General features: G+C 39.6%; 22 protein-coding genes and 1 tRNA gene. 14 read left to right on the forward strand and 9 right to left on the reverse strand.

Features of this window, described 5'->3' with window-relative positions:
- Nucleotides 1–21 precede the first annotated feature (21 nt).
- From CHB71_RS03365 to CHB71_RS03385, 5 genes are all read left to right on the forward strand, one after another.
- Complete coding sequence (locus CHB71_RS03365) at nt 22–309, forward strand: BrnT family toxin (RefSeq protein ID WP_089355458.1); 288 nt, start codon at nt 22–24, stop codon at nt 307–309.
- The gene (gene brnA / locus CHB71_RS03370; protein WP_089355459.1) at nt 272–514 is read left to right on the forward strand and encodes a type II toxin-antitoxin system BrnA family antitoxin; all 243 of its coding nucleotides are present in this window, start codon (nt 272–274) and stop codon (nt 512–514) included. The genes CHB71_RS03365 and brnA overlap by 38 nt, the downstream gene beginning before the upstream one ends.
- A gap of 55 nt (nt 515–569) precedes the next feature.
- Complete coding sequence (locus CHB71_RS03375; protein WP_089355460.1) at nt 570–1,115, forward strand: NUDIX domain-containing protein; 546 nt, start codon at nt 570–572, stop codon at nt 1,113–1,115.
- Between the two features lie 63 nt (nt 1,116–1,178).
- Nucleotides 1,179–2,489 carry an MATE family efflux transporter gene (locus CHB71_RS03380; RefSeq protein ID WP_089355461.1) on the forward strand — a complete coding sequence of 437 codons (1,311 nt, stop codon included), beginning with the start codon at nt 1,179–1,181 and terminating at the stop codon, nt 2,487–2,489.
- Between the two features lie 55 nt (nt 2,490–2,544).
- Nucleotides 2,545–3,759: a TCR/Tet family MFS transporter gene (locus CHB71_RS03385; RefSeq protein ID WP_089355462.1), complete on the forward strand. Its 1,215-nt coding sequence runs from the start codon at nt 2,545–2,547 to the stop codon at nt 3,757–3,759.
- 41 nt (nt 3,760–3,800) lie between these two features.
- On the opposite strand, the gene CHB71_RS03390 is transcribed toward CHB71_RS03385, so the two are convergent.
- The 3 genes from CHB71_RS03390 to CHB71_RS03400 all read right to left on the reverse strand — a co-directional run bounded on the left by CHB71_RS03390 (nt 3,801) and on the right by CHB71_RS03400 (nt 11,007).
- Nucleotides 3,801–6,401: an FtsX-like permease family protein gene (locus tag CHB71_RS03390; RefSeq protein ID WP_089355463.1), complete on the reverse strand. Its 2,601-nt coding sequence runs from the start codon at nt 6,399–6,401 to the stop codon at nt 3,801–3,803.
- Nucleotides 6,398–6,724, reverse strand: a complete 327-nt coding sequence (locus CHB71_RS03395; protein ID WP_089355464.1) for a PadR family transcriptional regulator — start codon at nt 6,722–6,724, stop codon at nt 6,398–6,400. Before CHB71_RS03395 ends, CHB71_RS03390 begins: the two co-directional genes overlap by 4 nt.
- Nucleotides 6,725–7,035: 311 nt before the next feature.
- Nucleotides 7,036–11,007 carry a T9SS type A sorting domain-containing protein gene (locus tag CHB71_RS03400; protein WP_144017314.1) on the reverse strand — a complete coding sequence of 1,324 codons (3,972 nt, stop codon included), beginning with the start codon at nt 11,005–11,007 and terminating at the stop codon, nt 7,036–7,038.
- 446 nt (nt 11,008–11,453) lie between these two features.
- Between CHB71_RS03400 and CHB71_RS03405 the strand changes: the two genes are divergently transcribed.
- Genes CHB71_RS03405 through CHB71_RS03430 form a run of 6 tightly spaced genes read left to right on the forward strand, consistent with a single transcriptional unit; the run spans nt 11,454 to nt 19,061 of the window.
- Nucleotides 11,454–11,978 (forward strand): RNA polymerase sigma factor, encoded by a 525-nt coding sequence (locus tag CHB71_RS03405; protein WP_179213289.1) that lies wholly within the window; start codon nt 11,454–11,456, stop codon nt 11,976–11,978.
- A 47-nt stretch (nt 11,979–12,025) separates the two neighbouring features.
- The gene (locus tag CHB71_RS03410; protein ID WP_089355467.1) at nt 12,026–12,964 is read left to right on the forward strand and encodes a FecR family protein; all 939 of its coding nucleotides are present in this window, start codon (nt 12,026–12,028) and stop codon (nt 12,962–12,964) included.
- Nucleotide 12,965: 1 nt separating this feature from the next.
- Entirely contained in the window at nt 12,966–15,533 is a 2,568-nt protein-coding gene (locus CHB71_RS03415) for a TonB-dependent receptor plug domain-containing protein (RefSeq protein WP_089355468.1), read from the forward strand.
- Nucleotides 15,534–15,542: 9 nt separating this feature from the next.
- On the forward strand, nt 15,543–15,926 hold the full coding sequence (locus CHB71_RS03420) for an acyl-CoA thioesterase (protein WP_089355469.1): 384 nt from the start codon (nt 15,543–15,545) through the stop codon (nt 15,924–15,926).
- Between the two features lie 26 nt (nt 15,927–15,952).
- Nucleotides 15,953–18,043: a sulfatase-like hydrolase/transferase gene (locus tag CHB71_RS03425; RefSeq protein ID WP_089355470.1), complete on the forward strand. Its 2,091-nt coding sequence runs from the start codon at nt 15,953–15,955 to the stop codon at nt 18,041–18,043.
- Nucleotides 18,012–19,061, forward strand: a complete 1,050-nt coding sequence (locus CHB71_RS03430; RefSeq protein WP_089355471.1) for a formylglycine-generating enzyme family protein — start codon at nt 18,012–18,014, stop codon at nt 19,059–19,061. Before CHB71_RS03425 ends, CHB71_RS03430 begins: the two co-directional genes overlap by 32 nt.
- A gap of 53 nt (nt 19,062–19,114) precedes the next feature.
- Here the strand turns inward: CHB71_RS03430 and CHB71_RS03435 are convergent, their stop codons facing one another.
- The 5 genes from CHB71_RS03435 to CHB71_RS03455 all read right to left on the reverse strand — a co-directional run bounded on the left by CHB71_RS03435 (nt 19,115) and on the right by CHB71_RS03455 (nt 21,543).
- Nucleotides 19,115–19,678: a hypothetical protein gene (locus tag CHB71_RS03435; RefSeq protein ID WP_089355472.1), complete on the reverse strand. Its 564-nt coding sequence runs from the start codon at nt 19,676–19,678 to the stop codon at nt 19,115–19,117.
- 15 nt (nt 19,679–19,693) lie between these two features.
- Nucleotides 19,694–19,767: transfer RNA gene (locus tag CHB71_RS03440), tRNA-Ala, on the reverse strand.
- 25 nt (nt 19,768–19,792) lie between these two features.
- Nucleotides 19,793–20,284, reverse strand: coding sequence for a C40 family peptidase (locus CHB71_RS03445; protein WP_089355473.1), 492 nt, complete (start codon nt 20,282–20,284; stop codon nt 19,793–19,795).
- Nucleotides 20,281–20,721 (reverse strand): Dps family protein, encoded by a 441-nt coding sequence (locus tag CHB71_RS03450; RefSeq protein ID WP_089355474.1) that lies wholly within the window; start codon nt 20,719–20,721, stop codon nt 20,281–20,283. The genes CHB71_RS03445 and CHB71_RS03450 overlap by 4 nt, the downstream gene beginning before the upstream one ends.
- A 51-nt stretch (nt 20,722–20,772) precedes the next feature.
- The gene (locus CHB71_RS03455) at nt 20,773–21,543 is read right to left on the reverse strand and encodes a class I SAM-dependent methyltransferase (RefSeq protein WP_089355475.1); all 771 of its coding nucleotides are present in this window, start codon (nt 21,541–21,543) and stop codon (nt 20,773–20,775) included.
- A 73-nt stretch (nt 21,544–21,616) separates the two neighbouring features.
- Between CHB71_RS03455 and CHB71_RS03460 the strand changes: the two genes are divergently transcribed.
- On the forward strand, nt 21,617–22,765 hold the full coding sequence (locus CHB71_RS03460; protein ID WP_089355476.1) for a GWxTD domain-containing protein: 1,149 nt from the start codon (nt 21,617–21,619) through the stop codon (nt 22,763–22,765).
- Nucleotides 22,762–23,502, forward strand: a complete 741-nt coding sequence (gene rlmB / locus CHB71_RS03465; RefSeq protein ID WP_089355477.1) for a 23S rRNA (guanosine(2251)-2'-O)-methyltransferase RlmB — start codon at nt 22,762–22,764, stop codon at nt 23,500–23,502. The genes CHB71_RS03460 and rlmB overlap by 4 nt, the downstream gene beginning before the upstream one ends.
- Here rlmB and CHB71_RS03470 read toward each other — a convergent pair.
- Nucleotides 23,499–24,575 carry a mannose-1-phosphate guanylyltransferase gene (locus tag CHB71_RS03470; RefSeq protein WP_089355478.1) on the reverse strand — a complete coding sequence of 359 codons (1,077 nt, stop codon included), beginning with the start codon at nt 24,573–24,575 and terminating at the stop codon, nt 23,499–23,501. The genes rlmB and CHB71_RS03470 overlap by 4 nt on opposite strands.
- Nucleotides 24,576–24,722: 147 nt before the next feature.
- Here CHB71_RS03470 and recQ point away from each other — a divergent pair, with 147 nt between their 5' ends.
- Nucleotides 24,723–26,909: a DNA helicase RecQ gene (recQ, locus tag CHB71_RS03475; protein ID WP_089355616.1), complete on the forward strand. Its 2,187-nt coding sequence runs from the start codon at nt 24,723–24,725 to the stop codon at nt 26,907–26,909.
- The last annotated feature ends 35 nt before the right edge of the window (nt 26,910–26,944 follow it).

A 26,944-nucleotide genomic window follows, 5' to 3' on the forward strand; every position in this document is an offset into this window, starting at 1 on the left:
TAATTAATATACCTTTATTGTGTGATTTTTGAGTTTGATTTTGAAAAAAGCAATTCTAATAAAGAAAAACATGGAATTGATTTTGAGGAAGCTCAGGAACTGTGGAAAGATGAGGATTTAACCATTATTGATGCGAGAGATGAAAATGAGAAAAGGTATATGGTAATCGGGAAGGTTGATTCTAAATTTTGGTCAGGTGTATTCACTCTAAGAGATGGAAAAATTAGAGTGATAAGTGCAAGGAGATCACGACGAAAGGAAATAGAGCTCTATGAAAAAGAAAGAAGAATACGAAAGCGAAATCGATAGGTTTTTTGATGAAGGAAAAGAAGATGTCTTACATTTTTTTGATACTGAAAATGTACGCCATCCAAATTGGGAGCAAAAGCGGGTCAATGTGGATATTCCACAGTGGATGATTAATTCGTTGGATCGAGAATCAAAAAGGATTGGGGTTACTCGTCAATCATTGATTAAAATGTGGCTGGCAGACAAACTGGAAAAAATAGGATAAAATTCTTCATCCGCTCAATGGAGCATTTCGCAATGACGAATCTTATTTTTGCTTCATGCAACACAAAAAACCCTGGATCACCCATTCTTCCAAAGAAATCTATTCAAACCCATGGATATCGTTGACCGAACATGATGTGACGAATCCGGGAGGTGGTCAAAGCATCTACGGAAAAGTTCACTATAAAAACTGGGCACTGGGCATCATTCCTTTAGATGAAAATCAAAATACCTGGTTGGTAGGGCAGCATCGCTATACACTGGATGAATACTCTTGGGAAATTCCGATGGGGGGAGGGCCGCTGGAAATTCCAAAACTAGAATCAGCGAAGAGAGAACTGAAAGAGGAAACCGGCCTAACTGCCTCTAAGTGGACTGAAATTTGTAAAATCCATACGTCCAATTCTGTAACAGATGAAGTCGGTATTGCATATCTGGCAGAAGATCTTACCGACGGTGAAACGGAATTTGAAGAAACCGAAGACCTGCAAATCAAGAAACTTCCGTTCAAAGAAGCAGTTGCAATGTGTGATCGAGGTGAGATAACCGACAGCCTGAGTGTGGCGGCTATTTATCGGTTGGCGAGAATACTCAATCTTTAAAAACATTTCTTATTGGCTGATTGCATTTGATGCTATTACCTTGCGACTTCATTGAAATCACTCATGACTCTCAAGGAACATCTGCGTAAAAATATTGTCCTCTCCCTACCTGTGATCATCGGTCAGCTTGGTCACATCATGGTAGGTGTAGCCGATAGTATCATGGTGGGTAGACTCGGGGTGATTCCATTGGCTGCTGCAACGTTTGCAGGTACCATTTATCATATTCTGATGCTATTTGGAATTGGAGTAAGCTATGCCATAACACCCAAAGTAGCTGCCGCTGATGTCAAAAACAGCAGCAAGTTGTTGAGGTATCTGCAAGATGGATTTTTTATGAATCTGGGCTTAGGTCTTATCTTGTTTGCACTTGGATATTTCGCCAGTCATTTCCTGCATTATTTCGGACAAGAAGTTCCGGTTGCTCAGGCTGCTGGTCCATATCTGGTGATCATGTGTGGGTCACTTATTCCATTGATGATTTTCCAAACCTTTCGACAATATGCTGAAGGTTTGTCTGACACATTTAGCCCGATGATTGTTTCTGTTTTCGCAAACCTGCTGAATGTCTTTTTCAACTATATGCTGATCTACGGAAAGTTGGGTGCTCCTGCTTTAGGCCTGAACGGAGCTGGTATTGCTACCTTGATGGCCAGGGTTCTCATGTTTGCTTTGATGATCTGGTGGATTCGAAAAAAATGTGTTGGTTTTGAGTGGAAGTTTAAATGGAATGGAATAAAGGAATTGCTAAGAATTGGAGTGCCGTCCGGGATGCAATATGTGTTTGAAGTTGGGGCTTTTGCTACCGCTGCAATCATGGTTGGGTGGATCAGTGCTGAAGCATTAGCTGCTCACAACATTGCCTTGAATTTGGCGGCTATCAGCTATATGGCTGCAACAGGTTTAGCTGCTGCGTCAACGATTAGAATTGGGAATCAAATGGGGTTAAAAGACAGACGTAATTTGCGGATAGCCGGGTTCTCTTCCTTTGGTCTGGTTACCATTTTTATGGGTACCTGCGCCATGATTTTTATTGTTTTCAGAAATCAACTTCCGGCATTGTACATAGAAAACGAAGCTGTACAACAAATGGCATCTGTGCTGCTAATTATTGCCGCTGCTTTCCAAATTTCAGACGGAGTACAAGCGGTAGGACTTGGAGTTTTGAGAGGTCTGCAGGACGTGAAAATTCCGACCATCATCACGTTTGTGTCTTACTGGCTCATTGCGATACCTACGGGGTATGTTTTTGCTTTTATTTTAGATTGGGGTGTAAACGGTGTTTGGTATGCGCTATCACTAGGGTTGACCATTGCTGGCGTGTTTAATATGTGGCGATTTAATAGACTCTCCAAGAAAATCAAATTTGTATAGACGGCAATAGTGCTAATTATTCTTCGATATTTGTCCGCCTATTAAAGACCCACAAGTGAAAAAAAAACAAGCTGCAATCATTTTCATCTTTGCCACGGTGCTGATTGACATTATCGGTATTGGTTTGATTATTCCCATTCTACCTAAGCTGTTTAATGAGGTGGCCGGACTCAATCCCAGTGAAGGATCTTTTATCGGTGGAGCTTTGATTGCTACTTATGGTGTGATGCAGTTTTTCTTTGCTCCAATCCTTGGAGGACTAAGTGATAAATACGGAAGACGACCATTATTGCTGATTGCTTTGTTCGGTTTGGGGGTCGATTATTTGATCATCGTTTTTGCACCAACACTTGCCTGGTTTTTTGTGGCTCGGGTTATTGCTGGTATTTGCGGGAGTAGTGTCACGGTAGCCAACGCATACATTGCTGATATCAGCACGCCTGAGAATAAAGCTAAGAACTTTGGGATGATAGGAGCGGCGTTTGGTTTAGGGTTTATTGTGGGACCTGCTTTGGGTGGATTTCTAGGCGAGATTGGAACCCGAATTCCATTTATGCTTGCTGCAGGACTCGCTTTCCTCAATATGATTTACGGTTATTTTATCATCCCTGAATCATTGAAAGAAGAAGATCGAAGAGATTTTAGCTGGAAGCGGGCAAATCCACTCGGCACATTCAAGCAGGTGTTTAGTTATAAGAAAATTGTTGGTTTGCTGCTTAGCATGTTCTTCATCTATGTGGCGGCCAATGCTACGCATACCAACTGGTCGTATTTTACTTCTGAAAAATTTGGATGGTCTCCACAGGATATTGGGTTGTCACTGACATTCGTAGGTGTCATGGTGGCTATTGTACAAGGAGGATTGGTTGGCCCGATTGTGAAGAAAATTGGTGAGGTAAATGCAGTTTACACCGGTTTCTTATTCAACGCTTTTGGTTTATTTATGATGGGTATTGTCCCACATGGCTGGATGGTCTATGCGGTCATTATACCTTATGCTTTTGGCGGGTTGGCGGGTCCTTCCCTTCAGTCCATTATGACAGGGGAGGTACCAAAGAACGCACAGGGTGAGTTGCAGGGCGGAATTGCCGGTATCATGACCCTCACATCCATTGTAGGGCCTCTGCTGATGACCGGCGTATTTCGCTACTATACCAATGTAGAAAATGATATTTATTTTCCAGGTGCTCCTTTCATGGTCGGGACAGCTATTGCTATCCTTAGCATTTTTATAGCCAGAACTTCTTTGGTGAAGATGAAAAGAACATAAGGCAAATTATTGATTTAAATAATTAAGCCTGATCTTTTGGGTTACTCATCCTTCAGGTACTTAACTGGATTGGCCGAAGCTGCTTTTAGTGATTGATAACCAACCGTTAAGATCACCAGAGCAAGCACAATCACCAATGCAAGTCCAAATGTGAGCCAGGAAATATCAATTCGGTAATAATAAGATTGCAACCAGTCATCGGCAAAGTAGATGGCAATTGGAACACTGATGATAAAGGCAATAGCCACCCATTTGGTAAACTCTCCGAAAATCAACTTCAAAACTGTACTAACCTCTGCGCCAAGCACTTTTCGAATGCTGATTTCCTTTCGTTTTTTCTCAATGATGAATAGGGTAAGTCCATATAGCCCAAGACAAGCTACTACGATGGAAATCACCGAAAACATGGTGACCATTCCCAAATATCGCTCCTCATCTTCGTAAAGAATCTGCATTCGGTCATCCATAAAAGAATAGGTGAACTCTCGGGTTGATCCAAGGTCATTCCACATTGCTTCAATTTCTTCAATACGTTCTACCAAATTGGACATGTCCATTTTAATGCTGATGTTTCTATGCGCACCACTTTCTGCAGTACGATGAAGCATTAGTGTAGGCGCCACTTCATTTTGCAAGGTTTCGAAATGAAAGTCTTCAACGACACCTACCACATTTAAACGTGTCTCTCCAACTCTAACGACATTTTGTTCGTTTGGGTCAAACTGGAATGCTTTTATCGCAGCTTCATTGAGGATCACAGACAATCGCTGGTCACCTTCTGTGTCAGGTAGAAAATTGCTACCATGTTTTATTGCAATTCCATAGGTGTCGAAAAAGTTGGCGTCTAAAAACGTGAATCTCATTCGAAGTGGGTCACCAGTCCATTCATCAGGACGTACAAATGTGAAACTCCTGCTCCAGAAGGTGGGAACATGCCTGCTTTTAGTAATTTCTTTCACATAGGGTTTGCTTGCAAGCTCGGTTTTAAATGTGTTGATTTTATTCATCCCTACTTCACTATCTGTAAAATCACTCGGCGAGGCTCTAATTGCCATTAACCCTTCACTATCAAACCCCATTTCCTTTTGAGTCATGAAGTTGATTTGATTGCGAACAATCAGCGTACATGCAATCAGAAAAAGCGCGATTGAAAACTGCACAATCACCAGCGCATTTCTGAATTTGGTTCCGCCAAATCCGAGTCGTTGACGCAATACTTCGATAGCACCAATGGATGAAAGATAGAATGCCGGATAGCTTCCGCTCAATAGGCCAAGCACAATTGCAAGTGCGAGTATCATCATTATAATTTCAGATAAGCTGAAAACCTCCAAGGTGATGGTGACATCAAAAAATGCATTAAAACTTGGAATGAGTAAAAGCACCAGTCCCACCCCAATAATTGTGGCAAAGAGCGACATCACAAAAGCCTCGGTAATGAACTGAGTTCTGAGCTGTCCCTGAAAAGCGCCAAGCACTTTTCGTAATCCGATTTCCTTCGCTCGCTTAGAGGCCTGTGCGGTGGATAGATTCATGAAGTTGACAATGGCAATAAAAAGGATGCCAATTCCGATCCAAAGGAGGGTGCGTGCATTGGCTTTATTCCCGATGAACGTATCATAAAAGTCTGCCATTGGGAGAAGTTTGAAGTTTGTATTTTCACGTGTTTCCATTCCGAAAATGGATTCTACGAGTTCGGGGAATGCTGATTCGAGTTGAGCTTCATCTCCGCCATTTTTCAACATAATGTATGTATCTAAGAAGGAATTTCCCCATTCATTGGCAAAGTCACCATAGAATGGTAGCGCCTCCATTTCAATCATCAAATCAGGTTGATGCGTCAGGTTTTCCGGAATTTCAGCAATAACCGCAGAAACTCTAAAGCGAAAGGTTGTGTCCTCGTCAGGAAGAAAAATCTCCAATTCTTCATCAATCGCATTCTCCTTATCGAAGTATTTTTTGGCCATTTCCACGCTAAGTACAATAGAGTTTTTGTTCGGGAAAACATCCTTAGGATTTCCATGAAGCAACGGGAAAGTAAAAACTTCAAATAGTGATGCGTCGGTATAAATTATGTCTTCCTCTATGTATTGATTGCTCTTTTTTATTCGGGCTTCTGAATCATAGATTCTGGCTGCTGCCTCGATTTGCTCATAGCTCTCTGTTAATCGATCTTTCATCGGTACCCAGGTATCATAAGTCTCTTGCGTACCATCGGGAGTGATGCGCTCTTTGTACACCATGAATATCCGATTCTTGTTTTCATGGTAGTCGTCAAAAGTGAGTATTTGATTGGTGTAGAGAAAAATGAAGATAAATGCTGCTACGCCAACCGAAAGTCCGAAGATGTTGATGAACGAAGTAGACTTTCTTTTGAGAAGGGATCGAAAAGCGACCTTGAGATAGTTTCGGAAAATCATGGTATTGAGGGATAAGTGGTAAAATGATTTGAGATTGGTTGGTTTGAGTGACTTGAGAACTTCCAGGATGAATTTAAAGTGTGCTTTGAAGCGGCTTTCTTCTTCCATTCTCCAGTAATAGGCCTCTGTGATATCTCCTTGTATTTCATCAGCATAGTCCGGACGTAAAAAAAATTCAAGAAGTCGCAAAGCCCATTTTGGTGGATGTTTTTCAGCACTCATGCGATGCTAAAGTTCAGTTTAGGAATGGTACTCCATATTTTGGTGCGAGCATGCTGAATCTCCTGGGCAACCTCATAGCCTTTATTAGTTGCCTGGTACATACGTTTGCCTTTGCCACCGCGCTCTGGAGTAGATTCTCCCATTCGTGAATTCACAAACCCTTTCTTTTCCAGACGTTTCAACACGACATGAATGGCAGGTAGGGAGATTGATTGCCCTAGTTGATTCTTATATTCTTTAGCAATTTCCACCCCGTATGTTTCATCCTTCATGAGGAGAATGATCAGGATCATTTCTTCCAGTGTTCCAAGTTGCAGACTCATTAAATTAATTTTTGTTTAAAATATGGATACGAATTAAATTAATTTTTGTTTAAAAAATAAATATGAGTAAATAATTGGAATTTCCTTCAACTACGCCATTTCAGATAATCATGCGTTATACATTCGAAATAATAGATTATAAGAACATGTTGTTGCTATGAATAAGCAGGAGAACATAAGAGGACTTGCTTCATTTGGTGGAGTTTTAGTCGCATTCAAATTGAAACGGATCAAAAAGTCAATGTAAGGACATAAAAAAAGCGGCCCTAGCGATGGACCGATTCTGTTAGCATCTATTCAATTCATCAATGCTATTTGATCTTTACTATTTTCATTTTTTGTCTTGTTTCGGGAAGAACGATCATATAAGTGCCTTCATTCACATGTAACTTCATCTCATAGTTGCTTGTAAATCCTTCTTGTACTTTCTTTCCAATCAAATCATAAATTTCATATTTCACATCCTTATTCAAACCCTGAATTTGAACATATTCAGTTGTAGGATTTGGTTTAACGATATATGAAATAGTTGATTTTTGGGCGGAGAGCGGATTACAAATTGATTCCTCGAGAATTATAAGGTTAAGCATGACCAAACTGTCGCATCCATGTATTGATTGAAAAATTTCGGAATAGGTTCCGGAGGAGGTCAACACCGTTTCATTAAATTTATATGACTCACAAGCCTCTTTTTCAATCTCAACCTTAAACTCTGCTAATATGGTTAAATCCAAAAGTACAGTACTGTCACATCCAACACTGTTTGTAAGTATTTTCTCATAAAGTCCAGTTTCAGTAATTAATGTGTCTTCAAACCAATATTCGCCACAAGCATCCACTTTCTGACTCGTTTCATCTGGTTTATAGATAGTTAAACGAAGGTGTACAATTGAATCGCAACCTAGTTGATTTGTAAGGTTGAAAAGGTACTCTCCAGATTCAGTATAAGTAATACCATCGTACGTATAGGACTCACATGCGGTAACTTCTTCGCTTGTTTCCTTATCGTAGCTAATGGTCAGGTTGAGTGTAATTAAGCTGTCACAACCATGCTGGTTGAGCATTGTTTTAGTATAAACTCCAGATTCGGTTAGCTCTGTCCCATTGAAAAAATAGTGGTTGCATGCCTCAATAGATTCTTCAATGATCTCAGACTCATAGATTGAGAGTTGTATTATGGCTGTACTATCGCAACCGACTGCATTCGTAAAATGTTCTTCATATGTTCCTGAAGTTTCATAAACAACGCCATTCCATTCGTAGCTATCACATGAAGTAATTGGGGTTGAGCTTGAAGAGCTTTGAAGGATCGTTAAATCAAGGGATACAAGGCTGTCGCATCCGACACTATTTGTAAATGTGTTGGTATAAAGACCTGATGAGGTATAGGTATTTCCCGCCCACTCATGACTATCGCATGCTGTGAGAGATATTGATTCGGTATCACTTTCCCCTAAGGTTAAATTTAGCATAACCAGGCTATCACAACCATTACTTGTTGTATACAAATAATCGTATGTTCCGGAAGATGTTAATGTATTGCCGCCAAATTGATAGCCGTCACATTTGAAGATGTTTTTGGTAATATTATACGCATCAACAAACGAAAGATTGACTGTCACCAAACTGTCACATCCGTAAGCGTTAGTAAAAAGGCCTTCGTATGTTCCTGCTGTTGTAAGTGTATTTCCATCAAAATTGTAGCTTCCGCAAGATTCGACCGTAACCGTCTCATCATGACCTTCTAAAATGGTTAGATTCAAAGAGACCAAGCTGTCACATCCTGCCTGATTGATAGATGTGCTTTCATATATGCCTGAAGTAGTTAGTACAGAACCTTCAAAATAATAGCTATCGCATGATGCTGCTTCAAGTTGGGTAAAATCATCATTATGAATTGTTAAGTTTAGAGTAACGAGTGAGTCACATCCATCTTGATTTTGGAAAGTGCCATAATGCAGTCCAGAAGTTATAATTTCTTCCCCATTGAAGTAATAATTTTCACATGCAGAAATGTCCAGATTGACTTCATCAGATTCCAGAATTGTCAGATTCACCGTTACCAGACTATCACAGCCGTCCTGACTTAATAATGAAGCATGGTAAGTTCCGGAGGCGGTTAATTCACTTCCGTTAAAGGAGTATGAATCACATGTAGAAATAGACTCTGTTGCATCATACATTTCATGAATGGTTAAATCTAGGTTTACTAAACTATCACATCCGTAAATGTTGGTAAGAGTAGCGGTGTAATTGCCCGAAGTATTGTATGTAGTCCCATTAAAATCGAAAGAGTTACAGGCCTCCTCTATCAATGAAACCTCCTTCTCTTCAAAAATTGTAAGATTGATAATGGCAAGGGAATCACATCCGGATGCTCTCGTATATGTAGCCTCATAAATACCTGAGGTTGTTAATGTAGAACCGTTAAATTCATAGCTGTTGCAAGCAGCTATTTCATGATTGTAAGACTCCTCTGTACCTATAGTCAGATAGAGTGTCACTGTAGAATCGCATCCGTGGATATTGGTGAATCGACCACTTGTGGTAGTGGACTCAGTGAACGTGTACCCATCAAACTCATAGCTACCACATGCTGAAACATTTGCATCCACTCTATCAGACAGAAGAGTTAAGTTTAGCGTTACCAGACTATCGCAACCTTGTGGACTTTCAAACATCGCCTGATAGGTTCCAGATTCAAAAATGGTGGTTCCGTTGAATTTGTAGTAGGAGCACTCAGACACTTCTGTGGTATGCTCAATTAAATTAGTACAGGCAGAAGGCTCGCAATTTTGAGCGGAATTTGCACAGCCGTAGTAGTAGACGTGCATATCATTAACTGGATTACCACTTGTATTAGAGCCCTTATAACTACCAATAGCTATAATATTTCCTGAATGATTAATAGCTACTTTGTTTCCGAAATTTTCTGATTCCTCCACACCCAAAATGTTTTCCCCATATTGGATGTAGGAGTCCCCACTAACTTTAAAAAGTTGTACTCTTCCTGAGGAATTGTTGGGGCCATTGTATTGTGTAGTTCCAACGGCAATAATGTCAGCATCGTAACTTAAGTCAACACTTTTTCCAAACTGTAAACCGGTAGTTTCTCCATATAAAGTCCCACCAATCCATGGTACTCGACCTGTGTTGGTTACATAGTTGGGAGATCCAATCGCATTTCTTGAACCATCATTTGAGAGTGCGACTGACCAACCATATCGTGCCTGATCACCAGTTCCATTCAGATTTCTGTCTAACTCCCATTCCGTACCATTCCAGTCAAATTGGAAAACTTTACCCGGTACATTGTGAATAATGCCTTTGGAAAAAGGTGCACCCATCATAAGGGTAAGACCATCACCTGAGAGAGCAATGGAATGCCCATTATTGTTTGCGCTGTTTGTGAATTCATACTTATAGATATGATCGCCCATTTGTGTCCAATCATCACCCACCCACTGATATACACGTACTTCACCTAGTTCGATAGCCACACGGCCAGAGCTTGGAGCGCTTACGGCCATAATATTACCATCATCACTGAAATCAATATCAAAGCCAAATTCTTCAAATTCATGAATACCTTCTATTGGAGTACCTCTCGAAATCCAATTGGCTCCATTCCATTCATAAGTGTCAACTCTCCCTGGGCCACCCACCATGGGAGATCCAATTGCAAGGTATTTTCCATTGGCAGAAAGCTTGACTGATCCTCCAAAATTGTTAGAGACCCCTTCCAGTGTCGGTCCCATTTGAGACCAACCTGATTCTGTCCATTGGTAAATTTTAGCTTCGCCGAAAGCACCTTCTTGACCATTCCCTGTTGCCAGGATTGTTCCTGAAGCATCCAAATCAACGGATAAGGCCTCCCATGTACCTACTGGAAGATCCAATTCTTGCCACTCGTACGTATCACAATCTGCTGCGCCAGAGGACGCATTGTAATGGCTATTGACCGTCAATTCAAGTACATGTTCGATTGTACACCCTTCTGCAGTGGTCTCCATTGAGCTGTATGTACCAGTTGATGTATAGGTTTGATCAGTCAAACTCCAGTAGTAGCTATTACAGGTAAATATTCTCCGAACTTCTACTTGATTTTCACGAACTGTTAAGTTCAGGGTATCGCTCCCGGAAATCACCTGTGAAGATGTGCTGTATGTTTCTCCATTGACTGACCAGGTATATGGTGTGCAGGTCAAAACGGAAGTCGTACTCTGACATAGTCCATAAAGCGAGAGAATTGAAAACAGCGAATAAATAATGGATTTCTTCATGATAGTAGATTATATGGGAGCATAAGGAAGTTCTTCTTCCGAAAGGCAGGTTATTTGGTTAATAAATGATGCTCTTATTTTTCAAAAGGGGAGATTATAAATAACCCTACTTTTTAAAAGAAAAAAGCGGCCCTACCACGAGCCGCTCTATAGTGTGCCCGGGTGGGCACTCCGCCTTAGTAATTCACTACCACCATGAATTATCTTTCATTTCTTACTTTCAGATCATCTACTGCTAATCTGACGGATGTCCAAAGGAGCATGTGGTTGACATATAGTGTACTCAAAAATTTCTTCATAACATCAATTCTTCTTGGTTTAGAAGTATGACGGGAGTAAGGGTATTTACCCTACTCAGCCTCAAGATTTATTAATGTTTCAATCGTTTTGGACAGCTTTACATAATTTAGCTTTGTAGGATTGAGCGAACAAAAACCAGCAGAACAGTGAAGGACTCATTGTGCGAAGAGCACGTTTTTCATAAAGAGTATATCAGCCACGAACTTAAAGTCAGAAATTTCCTCTTTTATAAACTTGGCGATTTGGAGAAGGCTAGGGATTTCACACAGGAAGCCTTTATAAGACTATGGAACAATTGCGCAAAAGTGGCTTTGAATAAAGCGAAAGGATTTTTGTTTACAACAGCCAACCGTTTGTTCCTTGATCATTACGATCATAAAAAAGTAGTATTAAAATTTGAACATCGATCAAATCGATCAGAAAACCAGATGGAACAAAATCCGGAATTTCTGTATGAAGAGGAAGAATTTAAGCAACGCCTGGAAACTGCTGTCTCTGATTTACCTGAAAAACAGCGCGTAGTTTTTCTGATGAGCCGAATTGATAAATATAAAAACAGGGAGATTGCTGAGATCATGGATATTTCTATTAAGACAGTAGAGAAACATATTAGTAGTGCCGTGAAGACGCTCAAGGATAATCTTGACGAAATAGATAATTTAAAAATATAGGCAGGGTTTTTCAAAGTTTCCCCTTTGAATAGTCAAGGAACATAACCATGGACGAAAACTTATCAAAATGGCTGAAAGGCGAAATCTCCAATGAGGAGCTTAAGGAGCGAATCGGAAGTGAAGAAGCACTGAAGTATATTCAGATTGTAGGTGAAGTGGACAATTGGGTACCTGATCACACAGAGCACCTGTTCGATCCAAAAGAAATTACATCCAAACCTAAAGCGAAGGTTACGACTATGCGTCCGTGGTTGAGCTATGCAGCAGCTGCCGTGATATTAATTGCGGTCGTTTCGTACCTATGGCTCATTATGGGAGATTCCACCGTGTCATACTCTACAGTAGCGGGTGAAGTGCAAGAAGTGGAACTTCCTGATGGATCTAAAGCTACTTTAGCTCCAAATTCTGAGATTTCATGGGATAAAAATACCTGGAAGGAAGTACTTGCTGAAAAGGCTAGCTTGAAAAGTAAGAAAAGCGCAAAACGTCAAATAAAGTTGAAGGGGAAAGTGCTCTTAGCAGTTAAAAAGGGAAGCCCTTTCAGTGTTGAATCTGTAAATGGTGTCGTGGAAGTACTTGGAACAGTCTTCGAAGTGGACGATTTTGAGTCTGGTTTTAATGTTCGTTGTTTTGAGGGAAAAGTTCGAGCTACAGCGGTTGATCAATCCAGCGTTATCGTGGCAGGCGGTGAGGGATACTTGTTTTTTGAGGGGAAATGGGAGGATAAAATTGAACTGGATGAGACATCACCAGATTGGCTGCAAAACCAAACGAAGTTTGGGAACGCTCCACTTACCCAGGTTATAAAAACACTCGAAAAACTATATGGAATTACGGTCGAAAAAGGGAGTGTAAATACATCCAGGAGATTCACAGGGAGGATTCCGAATGATAAACTGGATGTAGCATTGCGAACAGTTTTTTCACCATTTAAAATCAATTATGCACAGGAAGGGAAGAAGGTAATCCTGTCTGAGGGTAATTAAAATGATCATACGCGCCTTAGTTTCATTCATTGCTTTGATGGCAATCCTTTCAGGGTATGCCCAAAATAGCTCTACCTCTTTTTTCGATGCAATTAAAAAATTTGAGAATGAGCTTGGGATCAGCTTTTCTTTTGATGCCGAGTTGCTCAAACTTGCTGATCCGGATCTGTTATTTACCTCGAATGATTTGGGTCAATTCATTCAAGAGATAGAAAGCAAATTTCCAGTAGCTGTTGAGCAAATAGACGACACCTACTACACCATTGGGGCAGTTGAAACTACATATAATTTAATGGTGAGAGATTCATTGGATGATTCATCAATCGATGAATCATTTGGAGTGCAGGTAGTGGTAAACGATGCACTTATCCCCACTACATATTTAGAAGGCGGATGGACGTTTACATATAAACCAGATGCCAAAGACAAGCTAAACGTATTCAGTCAGGGGTATAAGCCAAGAATAATTCCGATTGAAGATTTGTTCAATCAAAAATCCTTGAAGGTGAGATTGGATTTACCTACCCGAAGGCTAAATACAGTAGTAGTGGAAGACTATCTCACGAAAGGTATCAATCTAATGCCTTCACGTCAGCAAATACAAATAGATGTTAATGAGCTACCACTGCTTCCAGGAGAAACCGATGGCGACCTTTTTACTTCTATTGCGGCACTTCCTGGAATCACAAATCCTGACAGTCGAGCTGGAAACATTTTCATACGGGGAAGCGATACCGATCAAACGTTGATCCTTTTTGACAACATTCCGATCTATCACCGGGGGCATTATTATGGTACTATTTCGCCTTATAATCCTAAAATTGTGGATGATGTAGAGGTGTATAGAAGCGGGTTTCATCCTCGGTTTGGAGATCGGGTGGGAGGCGCCATTGTAATTAATTCTGATGATGCTGAAGAGTCTTCTAATTATGGACTGGGCGCAAATACCCTTTTTGGCATGAGCTATGGAAAAGTCAGGATTTCAGATAAATGGAGTGGAGCACTCAGCATTAGAAAATCTTATCCAAGATCTTTTAAATCACCCAAGCTGGAAGAGATTTCAGAATCCGTTTTTGCAGCAACTTCCCTGGTTGATCAGGGTGGATTACTGACTGATAGAGTAGAGGTGGGTTTTAGTGACTACAATGGAAAGTTGTCTTATCAACTCAACAAGAACAACCGGCTGGGATTATCTAGCATATACACTTTTTCAGATATCAATTTTAAGCCTGTGACACCAACTGGCCTTCTTCCCAGATCAAATAACAATAGATATGAAAACATAGGGGCAAATCTTTCCTGGGAATCGGATTGGAATAAAAGTTGGAGTTCACAACTAAGCGCTACTTACTCTAAGTACGATTTTGAGTTTACCATCAAGACACTAGCACCTGATGTCCCACCGTTCGTATCATATAACTCCATTGACGACCTAAATGTGATGCAGGAGTTTTCAAAGAAAACCCAATACTCCAATCTTCAACTGGGGGTTGATTATAAAAGACAAAAAACCTCAACCGATTACCTGAATATCCTGCCTGATTCGTCACTCTATTCGTTTGCAAAAACTGTGGAGGCAAGTACCATATCCCCATACACCAATTATGAATTTTTTGGATGGAGCAGGTGGTATATCCAGTTAGGTATGAGAGGCACATACTATAGTGAACTGAAAGATTATAGTATCTCACCCCGACTGCTTGTCAACTATGATTTGACAGATTGGATGACTTTAAAATCTTCTCATGGATGGTACAACCAGTTTTTGAGCCAGGTAAAAAATTTGGAATACTCCAGTGGTGGATTTGACAATGAGCTGTGGGTGCTCGCTGATGATGAAACAGGGTTTATTATCAGAGGAACCCAATCAATGTTTGGAGCTGTAATAAGCACCAACAATAAGTGGATATTTGATATTGAGGGATTCTATAAAACAGCCAATGATATCACCATCTATGAAGATCGAAGACTCAATCCAAATCGGGGGTTTTACACCATGGATCAGGAAACCTACGGCATAGACGTACTTCTAAAAAAGCAGGTGTCAGAAGCTACTTCACTGTGGACAGGTTACTCTTACCATGATTCCAAAATTCAGATTGACACCACAGACCGGGTGACGTATAAGTCAAAATATGTTCAGCCGCACGTGTGGTACTTAGGCGGGGCGTATAAGAAAAACCGGTGGAAAGTCTCGGCAGCATGGAGATTTGCATCTGGTCTCAATGCGTATTCACTCGACATTGCTTTTGCTGAAGCTATCTTTCTAAGAGGTCCTCAAAATCCTCCACCACCGCCACCTCCGGGTTCCCCTCCGCCTCCACGACCCCCAAACCCTTTTGAGGATGTGCCGGAGCGATACCCAAACGTTCACTCGTTGGATGTGTCTGCTTCCTACAAAATCCCTCAAACGGACAAGCGAAAATGGGGTGCTACTTTTGGTGTGTCCATTATCAATGCACTAAATCAAGCTAACCTTACAGATCGGGTATATAGAAGTCGGGACGGTTTTGTGGATCGCGAGGCGATTGGTTTTGCACCAAATCTGATGGTGATTGTGGAGTGGTAGATTTGTGAGATGAAAATTTTCGAGAATAAAATTACTGTCACCAAAGACCACCTCGATTTCAATGATCATGTCAATAACCTGGTGTACATGCAATGGGCTCTGGACATTTCACGTGAACACTGGCTTTCTGAGATTAACGAAGAGATCAATGAAGATTATTTCTGGATGGTACGATCCCATCATGTGGAGTATGAAAAACAAGCATTTCTTGGTGATGAGATTATCGTGAAAACATATGTTGAAGGTTATCGCGGACCTTTTTCAAATCGGATCGTAAAAATTTTTAAAGGAGAGGAGCTTCTGGTGCAGGTAAAAACTAATTGGTGCCTGATTGATCGGGAGACCCAGAAACTAAAAAGAGTTCCTGAGGAGATTCAGATTCTCTTTAAGTGACTGTTTTATTTGATTATTTTTGGTTGATGAAAAAAGGTGTTTTTGCAATTTCCTTTCTTTTAGGCGTTAGCAGCATAATAGCACAAGAAAGACCTAATATAATTTTATTTTATATTGATGATTTAAACTTTAACCATCTCTCATATTTCGGAGGAGATGTGTATACCCCAACGATAGATTCTTTGTTTGAAAATGGAATAGTTTTTGAAAAAGGATATGTCACCTCTGCAGTATGCACCCCAAGTAGATACACGCTTCTTACAGGAAAATATGCTTCTAAATCGAATAATTTAAGAAGCAAAACCTTGGAAGGAGAAATTCCGAATGTAGGATTTACTACACAGCTTCAAATGGATCAGACCTGGGTTTCAGAGCTTTCCAACTCTGGTTATCACACAGGAATGGTTGGGAAATGGCATCTAGGATTCAAAGATCCTTACATTATAGATAAAGATGCAAATCCAAGTGATAGTGCTGTATTGAGCCAACTCGCTTTTAATTATTCTGAACTTCAGAACAGCATTATGTCTTATGGATTTGATGAAGTTGGAGCAGCTTATAAAGCTAATCTTGGCGCCTTAAATCCAAAAAATTTAAGAAACCACAATGTTGAATGGATAAGTAAGGAAGGCATTGAGTTTATTGATCGAAATAAGGATTCTCCATTTTTTTTATACTATTCTTCCACGGTTCCTCATGGGCCTGACCCGTATAAAAGTTTAATTAGAGATAGATTTATTACAGCTTTAGGGATTTCAAATTCAATTCCATCATTTGTTCCTATGATGCTGAGTAGGGATAGCATACTAAGTCTTGTTAGCTCTTTGAATAGAGAACAGCCATACATGACCTGGCTTGATGAGGGAATTAGAGTTATTATTGATAAGCTGAGACAGATCAATAAACTAGAAAATACAGCAATTATCTTTTTAAGTGATCATGGAATTAGGGGAAAAAATCATAATTACGAGAGTGCAAGAGTGCCATTTATGATTTCACATCCCTCTTTAAATAATTCTCATTTAACAAAAAATCGAATAGCTGCTAACCTGGACATTGGACCAACTATTTTGGAATTAGCGGATATTCCTTACGATAAAGATAATTTTGATGGCGAAAGTCTTTTTAAACTCACTAATCCGAATTCTGAATGGCGAAATGATTTATTATTGGAAATAGGTTTTAGTCGAGCCCTTGTTACAGATGATGGATATAAATATCTGACGGTTCGGTATACGGATGAACTAAATGATCTTGAAAAATCCGGCACTAAGTTTACACATTATGGCAGGGAATATATTGGCTCAAACACCCCATTGCTCTTTGAAGCTGATTCACTATTCCCAGCATATTTCGATAAGGATCAAGTATATGATCTCAATGCGGATTCTCTTGAGCAGAATAACATTTTCAACAGGATTGAGTCGACAATTCTCAGGTCAAATCTGACTCACCGATTAAACTATCATTTGCTCGAACACTCTCAGATAGAGGGTGAATACAGTAAATATGGAAATAATGGCGAGAAATCATTGATTTCAATTAATGATGAGACTTCCAAATTAGAGCTTTTTCGTGCGTTTAGTGGGTATTTTGAAATTTCAGATAATATTCAATTCGCTGATAATTCGTATCTTCCAGATACGTTATATATAAATCTATCAATACCAAATAACGGGGCAATTGAAATTAATGAAGTAAATACTCCGGAATGGGCAGGATATCGCGTTAAAGGCCTGAAAGAAGGAAAAAAGCAAACAACTTTATTCTTCGAACTAATTAAACATTCAACACCTCGTGATACAGGTAATTTAATGATTAATGTAAAGGTAAATAATCAGGTGTATCAATACAATCTAGCATTTGACTTTACACCATTATCTACTGGAGAGAATCCCGAAATTTTCCTTTTCCCAACGAATTCAACTAACTACATTAAAATTATGGGGCTTACTCAAAGAGATCACTTATTTGAAGTAATTGATTTATCCGGTAAAGTATTAATTGAAGGTGGAGTTACTAATATGTCCAATGAAATTTCAATAGAGTCACTGAAGCATGGCGTTTATATACTTAAGGTTGATAATGAAGTTATTGGTAAGGTTATTAAGAATTAACTGTTTTTTGTCTGTTACTCTGTTTATCTCTTCTTGCTCAGGAAAGTCGGAGAAGACTAATCAAAGTCTTGAACAGTCTCCATTTGAGGGGATGGTTTTAATCCCGGAAGGAACTTTTATAATGGGAGGAACAAATAATGACGCTATGGAAGACGAACTCCCGCCTTTCAAGGTTAATGTTTCTGGGTTCTACATGGATCAAACAGAAGTAACCAACGCACAATTTCTAGCTTTTGTAGAGGCTACAGGTTATATAACAGAGGCGGAGCGAGATATTGATTGGAATGAAATGCTTGAGCAATTACCAGAAGGGACATCAAAACCACCGGATTCATTATTAAAGGCTGGATCTCTTGTTTTCGCTACAACAGATGGCCCGGTAAATCTTAGAGATTACTCCAAGTGGTGGAAATGGACAGTAGGCGCATGTTGGAAACACCCTGAGGGACCAGAATCCTCAATTGAAAATCGAATGGATCATCCAGTCGTGCATGTCTCCTGGAATGATGCACAAGCATTTGCTAAATGGGCTGGAAAGCGATTACCAACAGAAGCTGAATGGGAATGGGCGGCTATGGGAGGGTTGCAGAACCCAATTTACCCGTGGGGTAATAAATCAGTAAATCAAGCCTCAGATCAAGCAAATTTCTGGCAGGGATTATTCCCATATCACAATAGTGAGAAGGATGGTTTTTTTGGGACAGCACCTGTGAAGTCATTTCCACCAAATGGCTATGGGCTATATGATATGGCCGGTAACGTGTGGGAATGGTGTCAGGATAAGTACCGGTTTGATGTTTACAGTCAATACAAGAAAAAGGCAATTATTGAGAATCCAACCGGGCCCGAAACCTCTTTAGATCCTGAAGATCCTTTTGTTGAAAAGTACGCTATGCGAGGAGGTTCGTTTCTATGCAATGATAGCTATTGCAGTGGCTACCGCGTATCCAGAAGAATGAAATCAAGTAAAGATTCAGGCTTCAATCATACAGGCTTTAGATGTGTTAAAGATATCTAGCATCATTGTTAAAGGAGTTATCAAGAAGGGGATTTCGATTGGTATCCTGTTATTTATTTTGAGCTTAAGACGAACCCAAATTCAAATTCTCCAGCAAACGTGAAGCTGTCTTTAATGTACTTTCCAGTTTTGAAACCGGGACCTATGCTCAACCCCAAGTGGATGCCGCTTGCATAGTTTCGTTGAATTCCCCAGACTGGACCTACGGTTAGGATATTGGTGTTTTCTAAAAAAGCCGTTGCTTCAGTCAGATTATCTGGTTCTCCAAAAGGCTCTAGCATGTAGGAAGCATAAATGCCTATATAATTGCCAGAGTTATTTTGCAAGTTACTTTTTCGAACATTTTTTCTTTGGTAGTAGTTTCTGACTGAGCTTGTAAAGTAAGGGGCGGCAATGAATGCTGTTTCCGTCCCACCTCCTTGCCTTGCGGCGAATTCAAAAGCATATGCAATTCCTGCACTTGAAGTAAATGATTTATTATCATCAATCTTTCCTTCGTAAGAAAGTGAAAGTGGTGCAATATTGATGTTTAATTGGTTTTTAGATAGAGAAACCCTTTCCTGAGAGCTTGCGATTCCCGTTACCAATAGCAGGAAGATGATAAGTGAGTACTTCATAGCAGGAAAAAAAAGTGGAGCTAGCCGGTCTCGAACCGGCGACCTCTACACTGCCAGTGTAGCGCTCTAGCCAACTGAGCTATAGCCCCAAAAGATGAGCGAAAATAGTAAAAGCTATCTAATCACCCGCCTAAAATTCTTCACATTCTTCTTGTAGTAGTCAGCCAGCAGATTAGATTCTACAACCCCCTTGGAGGAGGAAGAGTGTACAAAGAGTATTTTATCCTTTCCAACATAAGTGATCATGCCACTGTGAAACCATTTGCTGCCTTTTTTCTTGAATTTGAAGTAAACCAAATCTCCTTCCCGAATGCCTTCCCACCCGCGCTTCTTCCCTGTTTTGGATTGATCTTTTGCTGTTCGGGGCAGGTTTACGCCAATGGTTTTATAAGAATTATATATAAGGCCTGAACAATCTATTCCAGACCTGGACATACCTCCCCATTTATATGGTGTGCCAATGTAAGACCTGCCAGTGGCTATCACAGATTCGATATTCTGCTTTCTTCTTTTCTTTTTCTTTTGTGCCGGAGCGGAAATAAAAATACCTGCTATCAATAATGCCGATAGCAGGTATTTAATTAATGTTATTTGTTGATTTCTCACTTACCTAACCACGAATTAAACATCCATTGGGTTTTTTCTTGTGCGTTCACAAGCCCAATCATCATGTCTTCCGTCTCATTGTCTTCTGCCTCAACGGCCAATCCCTTCACTTTATTTTCCTGAGCAACTAAAGTGGTAAGATTACTAACAATCATTTTTACCAATTCCTCATCGTTAGATTCGTCTTTTACAGAGACGATCTTAGATTTCTCCAAGTATGTCTCTAATGTATGATCCGGCCGCCCACCAATAGTTAAAATTCGCTCAGCTATTTCATCAATGTTGGTCAATGCTTCAGTATAAAGTTCTTCAAATTTTGCATGAAGTTCAAAAAACCTTGGGCCTTTGATATTCCAATGTGCACCTCTGGTATTTTGATAGTAAATATGAAAATCTGAAAGCAGCTGATTTAGTTCAGAGATTAATTGATTTGACATGAATATTCTGTTTTTCTTAAATTATTGAATAAATCTCACCGGTTAATTCGGCTATTTGGTGAGTAAACAGAATAAATCAAGGTTTTGTTCGGATTGATCTTGTAAGCTAAAGTCATTCACTGTGATTGATTTCACCAGTTCATCTCCTGTTGATTTTAGTTTATTTCTATTCATCCGATTGAGAATATCATATGGAATTCTGAGTAATCCAGCAGGCAACTTATGCTGTAAGTCAAAGAAGTCATATCTCAGAATTTTTTGAACGGAAATTCTGTTTCTTTCATGGTATTCAAGTACTTTTTCATTCCCAGCAATTCCTTTCATCTCCACCTTTTTGAAATATTTTTCACATAGCGCTGAAAGTTCGTCACCGGTGTACTCCCGTTGATGCCACGGATTCCTGGAGAGTGTCATCTTTATATTTGGAGTGGTTATTAGGGCTTTACCTCCAGGTTTTAACACACGATGTATCTCTTTAATAAAACCTTCATCATCTTTTACATGCTCAATCACCTGAAAAGTGACGATCGTATCGACCGAATTATCCTCAAATGGAAATGGTGGAAATACCCCACTTAAGAATCTGTAATCAGGATATTTTTCTTCCAGTCCCTCAATAACCGTTTTAAGCTTATCTATTCCAATATATGAATCAGCCAATGGCGCCAACAATTCTACGCCTCGTCCTTCACCACATCCGAGCTCAAGTAAATCGCCATTAATGTATGGTTTGGCAAGATGATAGGCAGATAATAGTCTTTGATGAATGACATTGTCCGATGGAATTTTATCTGACGCTATTTCAGTGGTATATACACTCATACTAAGGGGGTGTTGTACGATTTTTGTTTAAAGAGCACAAAGAAAATCAATTATATAGCTAATTTGGATATCTATGAGAAAGCAGTCTCTTTTAATATTGATTTTTCTTTGGTTTTGGTGTTTTTCAACTGCTGCCATAAACTTTTCAAGAGTAAATGTTGCTTGGCAATATGACGTCTCTTTCGAGGTAAGAATGTCTCATCGAATAGTAAAGGTTGATGTTGGAAATAGAGTGTTTCTGGAGGTAAGAGCAGATTCATTATCGAAATGGAAATATGAATTTCTACTTCAGAAAGGATACCAATCCGACAGCCATCGGCAGCTTGAAAAATTATCCATTGATACTTTACTTGATGTAAGTGGACAAGTGCTGATTCAGCTTGATTTGCCAGGCAATATCAATGAGAATTTGCTAGTGGTGAAATTTTCCCAACCGGACAACTTCTATTATTATGACATCAACCTAATGATAGGAACACTATCTTTTCCATCAATTTATCCCGTAGATGAAAACGGCCTGCCTATTTTAGAAAATTACATTAATAGAACAAGCTCCTCGTGGGTGGGAAATGATAGTTTTCTAGCCATGCAATATGCTGATGATTTTGCGCAAGCCGATTTGCCTATGGCAGATATGAAACCGTTAGCTCCACAAGTGGATATGGATACTTCATATGTATTTAATAGTGAATCAAACTTTAAAGAAGGTTACTTCTATGTTGTCCGGAGAGATTCACTTGCTACTACCGGAGTGACAATTTTACGTGTGCCACCATATTTCCCTGAATATAGGCAGCTATCAGAATTAATCGAATCCATGCTCTACTTAACCAGTGAACAGGAAAAGAGATCCATTCTCAGCGCCAGGAATCCGAGGGAGTCATTTGATTCTTTTTGGATGAATACTTACTCCACTAAATCACGTGCAAGAAATGCTATCCGCAAATACTATAATTGGATTGAATCAACTAATAGGCTTTTTACTGATTTTAAACCAGGGTGGAAAACCGATAGAGGCATGATTTATATAGGATATGGAGCTCCTGACGAAGTTTACAGAACAGAAAGTGCTGAGGAATGGTTCTATGATCAGGGAGCTGCTTTTGAGTTCACAATTATCTCCACTTTTTTTGCACCCAAAACTTACACACTTCGAAGAAACGGAGATTTGGGTGAGGGTTGGTTTTCACAAATAACAGCAATCCGTCAGGGAATCAGATGAATAAAAAATCAGACATTATTTATGGTATTCGAACAGTCATAGAAGCTGTAAAATCGGGAAAGCATCTTGAACGTGTTTTTATTCAAAAAAACCTAAAGGGCGATTTGTATAAAGAATTGATGCTGGAATTACACCAGACTTCAACTCCCATTTCAAAAGTGCCGTCTGAGCGAATTAATAAGTTTACAAAAAAGAACCACCAGGGTGTAGTTGCTTTAATGTCCCCTGTGCAATACCATACTTTGGAGCATCTAGTCCCTCAGCTGTTTGAAGAAGGGAAGAACCCACTAATATTGGTGCTTGATGAAATAACAGATATACGAAACTTTGGTGCAATAGCCAGGACTGCCGAGTGCCTGGGGGTAAATGGTATTGTGATACCTTCAAGAGGTGGCGCTCAGGTAAATGAAGATGCAGTTAAAACCTCTGCAGGGGCTTTTAATTACCTGCCCGTTTGTCGTGAGAAAAACTTGCAAGATGTTGTAAGGTACCTACAAGAATCAGGAATCAATGTAGTGGCCTGCTCTGAGAAAACAGATAAACTCTTGAGTGTGATGAACTTTACTATTCCAACAGCCATCATAATGGGATCTGAGGAAAATGGAATTTCACCCGAATTAATGTCATTGGCAAACGATATTGCTAAAGTGCCAATGTCTGGCTCTATTGAGTCGCTAAATGTTGGAGTAGCAGCAGGAATGGCACTTTATGAAGTGCAGAGACAAAGAGCTCTTTAAATATATTTTTCCCCTTTCTCTGCTTTTACATCTGTAATAAAGTCTCTAAATAAAGAAGAGTCTGCTTTTTTACATACTAGCAAAACATCATCAAAGTCAGCAACAAGCAAGCCCTCTACTCCTTGCACCACGGTCACTTTGTTTTTCTTCCCTTTGATGTAGTTGTCTTTACTATCATAGGTAATAACAGACCCCTCAATCACATTATCATTTGAATCCTTCTTCTTTATCTCATGTAGTGCGTTCCATGAGCCCAGGTCAGACCAGCCAAAATCTCCAGGAACAACATAAACATTTTCGGCTTTTTCCATTATGGCATAATCAATAGAAATATTTTTGCATTGACTATAAGCCTTTTTTATAAACGCTGACTCATTTTCTGTGTAATATTCACTTAACCCATCAGCAAAAAGACTTGCAATCTCCTCTTCATACTTTTCAAAGGCATTTATTATGGCATCAATAGACCATACGAAAATGCCGGAGTTCCAAAGAAAATCACCACTTTCAATGAATTTAGCAGCAAGATCAACTTCTGGCTTTTCAGTAAACGTTTTTACTTTTTTAACAGGAACACCAGGATCACTTAGGTATTGAATATATCCATACCCGGTCTCAGGCCTGTTTGGTCGGATGCCAATGGTAATCAGCTTATCCTCTATTGAAGCACTTTCTGTAGCCGTATTTATTACCTCCATGAACTCTTTTTCTTTGAAAATCGCATGATCAGAAGGGCTAACAATAATTACCGCGTTAGGATCATTTTTCATGATCTTGTATGCCGCATACGCAATACAAGGTGCTGTGTTTCTCTTCTCAGTTTCTAGAAGTATTTGATGATTTTCAAGCTCGGGAAGTTGATCCTGAATAAGATTTTCATATTTCTGGTTTGATACGACCCAAATTTTATCGTTCGATGTAACCTCCTTAAATCGATCAAATGTCATTTGCAACAATGACCTTCCAGTACCCAATACATCAAGAAATTGCTTGGGTTTTGCATCTCGACTATACGGCCAAAAGCGTGTTCCGCTCCCACCAGCCATAATCACCACATAAATATTTGTACTCATAAAAAATTAGAGAGAAATTCGCATTAAAAATAACCTTGGCAAATATAGCTCTTCCCTTAGCGTTACGAGAACGCACTTGCCCTAACGGACAATTTGTTTGCGATCAAGGTTTTGATTAACTTTTTACTTTACAACAACCCTGGAGAAATGGAGACAACTTCCGAAGTGAGTCTTAAGGATAGCCTTAAACGAGTATTTGGTTACGATAACTTTAGAGGAAAGCAAGAGGAAATTATTCACAATATTCTCGACAGGCAAAATACGTTTGTTATTATGCCGACAGGTGCTGGTAAATCTTTGTGTTATCAGTTACCTGCCATTGTCCAGGAAGGAACTGCCATAGTGATTTCACCATTGATTGCACTTATGAAAAATCAGGTAGATCAGATGAATGCAGTGGGTATTCACGCCCGGTTTCTAAATTCAACTTTAACCAAATCTGAGAGCAATAGGGTAAAAAAAGATACAATCTCAGGGATCGTAAAGCTGCTATATGTAGCCCCCGAGTCACTTACAAAAGAAGAGAACGTAGCGTTTCTTAAGCAAGCTACAATTTCATTTGTAGCGATTGATGAAGCACACTGTATATCCGAGTGGGGGCATGACTTCCGCCCAGAATATCGCCGAATTAAAGATATAATAGGTCAACTAGGCGATATACCGATTATCGCTTTAACAGCAACGGCAACACCCAAAGTGCAACTGGACATTCAGAAAAACCTTTCTATGGATGGTGCTGAGTTGTATAAATCTTCTTTTAACAGAACCAATTTGTATTATGAGGTGCGTCCAAAGAAGAATGCAAAAAAACAGCTGATAAGGTTCATAAAAGATCATAAAGGTGCAAGTGGAATCATATACTGCTTAAGTCGAAAGAAAGTTGAGGAGATTGCGGAATTCTTGAGAGTCAATGACATTAATGCCGCACCTTACCATGCGGGAATGGAATCTAAGGAGCGAATGAAAAATCAGGACGGATTCCTAAATGAAGATATAGATGTGATTGTGGCTACCATAGCTTTTGGTATGGGGATTGATAAACCGGATGTGAGGTTTGTTGTTCACTATGATGCACCAAAATCGATTGAGGGATACTACCAGGAAACAGGGAGAGCAGGGAGAGATGGAATCAGCAGCAACTGCCTGATGTTTTACTCCTACAACGACATACTGAAGCTTGAAAAATTCAATAAAGATAAAGCAGTAACTGAACGGGAAAATGCAAGGTTTTTATTGGAGGAAATGGCTTCATACGCTGATTCTGCAATATGTCGTAGAAAACAGTTACTCCATTACTTCGGCGAAGAATTTACGGTAGATAATTGTGGTCAGTGCGACAACTGCGTACATCCTAAAGAGCAATTTGAAGGTAAAGAAATGATCAAGCTGGTCATTGAAGCAGTTGGTCAGACTAACGAACGTTTCGATATTAACCACTTAGCAGCAGTGATAATAGGTAAGAATACACAGCATGTAAAAAGCTATGATCATGACAAGCTAGATGTATTCGGCAAAGGGAAAGATATTAGTGATGAAAATCTTTGGAGGTCGGTAATAAGGCAAACATTGCTGCACGAGTTTCTAAAGAAAGATATTGAGAATCCTTCTGTATTTAAAGTTTCTAAAAAAGGTCAGGAGTTTTTGAAGAAGCCATATTCTCATATGCTTTCAAAAGATCATGAACATACAGCAGAAGGCGATAATGAAGAAGATACCGACAGGATTCCGCTTAATGTGAGCGCATACGATAAAACGCTTTTCGGTATACTAAAAAAGCTACGAAAGGATATAGCTCATGAGGAAGATATCCCTCCATATGTGATTTTCAGCGACCCATCACTGGAAGAGATGTGTACAGTCTATCCTACTACTATGGATGATCTCAAGCAGATTGTCGGTGTAGGAGAGAGTAAGGCGAAAAAGTTTGGAGATCCTTTTCTTCAAATGATAGAAGAATATATTGAAGAAAATGATATAGTAACCGCGTCAGATGTATTAGTAAAAACTTCCGGAACTAAATCTAAGAATAAAATATACATTATTCAGCACATCGATCAGAAGATGGATTTTGAAGAAATAGCAGAGGCCAGGGGAATGAAATATGAAGATGTGATTGCTGAAGTTGAAAACATATGCTACTCGGGCACCAAGCTAAATATCGATTATTATATCGATCAGCTTCTGGATGATGATCGGCAGGATGATATTTATGATTATTTCCTAAACGCTGAAACGGATGAGTTGAAAGTAGCCATGGAAGAGCTTGGTGAGTATTATTCTGAGGATGAGGTACGATTGATGCGGGTGAAATTTATGTCAGAATATGCCCATTAATAGACAGCTTAGATTCTTGACTTTGAAAAAAGAAG

This window comes from Ekhidna lutea (assembly GCF_900188325.1).
Taxonomy (GTDB): Bacteria; Bacteroidota; Bacteroidia; order Cytophagales; family Cyclobacteriaceae; genus Ekhidna; species Ekhidna lutea.

What these genes read in the sequence shown, in the direction of transcription:
- brnA (WP_089355459.1), top strand. Translation starts at nt 272, where the DNA reads ATGAAAAAGAAAGAAGAATACGAAAGCGAAATCGATAGGTTTTTTGAT.
- CHB71_RS03375 (WP_089355460.1), top strand. Translation starts at nt 570, where the DNA reads ATGCAACACAAAAAACCCTGGATCACCCATTCTTCCAAAGAAATCTAT.
- CHB71_RS03380 (WP_089355461.1), top strand. Translation starts at nt 1,179, where the DNA reads ATGACTCTCAAGGAACATCTGCGTAAAAATATTGTCCTCTCCCTACCT.
- CHB71_RS03390 (WP_089355463.1), bottom strand. Translation starts at nt 6,401, where the DNA reads ATGAGTGCTGAAAAACATCCACCAAAATGGGCTTTGCGACTTCTTGAA.
- CHB71_RS03395 (WP_089355464.1), bottom strand. Translation starts at nt 6,724, where the DNA reads ATGAGTCTGCAACTTGGAACACTGGAAGAAATGATCCTGATCATTCTC.
- CHB71_RS03400 (WP_144017314.1), bottom strand. Translation starts at nt 11,007, where the DNA reads ATGAAGAAATCCATTATTTATTCGCTGTTTTCAATTCTCTCGCTTTAT.
- CHB71_RS03410 (WP_089355467.1), top strand. Translation starts at nt 12,026, where the DNA reads ATGGACGAAAACTTATCAAAATGGCTGAAAGGCGAAATCTCCAATGAG.
- CHB71_RS03415 (WP_089355468.1), top strand. Translation starts at nt 12,966, where the DNA reads ATGATCATACGCGCCTTAGTTTCATTCATTGCTTTGATGGCAATCCTT.
- CHB71_RS03420 (WP_089355469.1), top strand. Translation starts at nt 15,543, where the DNA reads ATGAAAATTTTCGAGAATAAAATTACTGTCACCAAAGACCACCTCGAT.
- CHB71_RS03425 (WP_089355470.1), top strand. Translation starts at nt 15,953, where the DNA reads ATGAAAAAAGGTGTTTTTGCAATTTCCTTTCTTTTAGGCGTTAGCAGC.
- CHB71_RS03430 (WP_089355471.1), top strand. Translation starts at nt 18,012, where the DNA reads ATGAAGTTATTGGTAAGGTTATTAAGAATTAACTGTTTTTTGTCTGTT.
- CHB71_RS03435 (WP_089355472.1), bottom strand. Translation starts at nt 19,678, where the DNA reads ATGAAGTACTCACTTATCATCTTCCTGCTATTGGTAACGGGAATCGCA.
- CHB71_RS03450 (WP_089355474.1), bottom strand. Translation starts at nt 20,721, where the DNA reads ATGTCAAATCAATTAATCTCTGAACTAAATCAGCTGCTTTCAGATTTT.
- CHB71_RS03455 (WP_089355475.1), bottom strand. Translation starts at nt 21,543, where the DNA reads ATGAGTGTATATACCACTGAAATAGCGTCAGATAAAATTCCATCGGAC.
- CHB71_RS03460 (WP_089355476.1), top strand. Translation starts at nt 21,617, where the DNA reads ATGAGAAAGCAGTCTCTTTTAATATTGATTTTTCTTTGGTTTTGGTGT.
- rlmB (WP_089355477.1), top strand. Translation starts at nt 22,762, where the DNA reads ATGAATAAAAAATCAGACATTATTTATGGTATTCGAACAGTCATAGAA.
- CHB71_RS03470 (WP_089355478.1), bottom strand. Translation starts at nt 24,575, where the DNA reads ATGAGTACAAATATTTATGTGGTGATTATGGCTGGTGGGAGCGGAACA.
- recQ (WP_089355616.1), top strand. Translation starts at nt 24,723, where the DNA reads ATGGAGACAACTTCCGAAGTGAGTCTTAAGGATAGCCTTAAACGAGTA.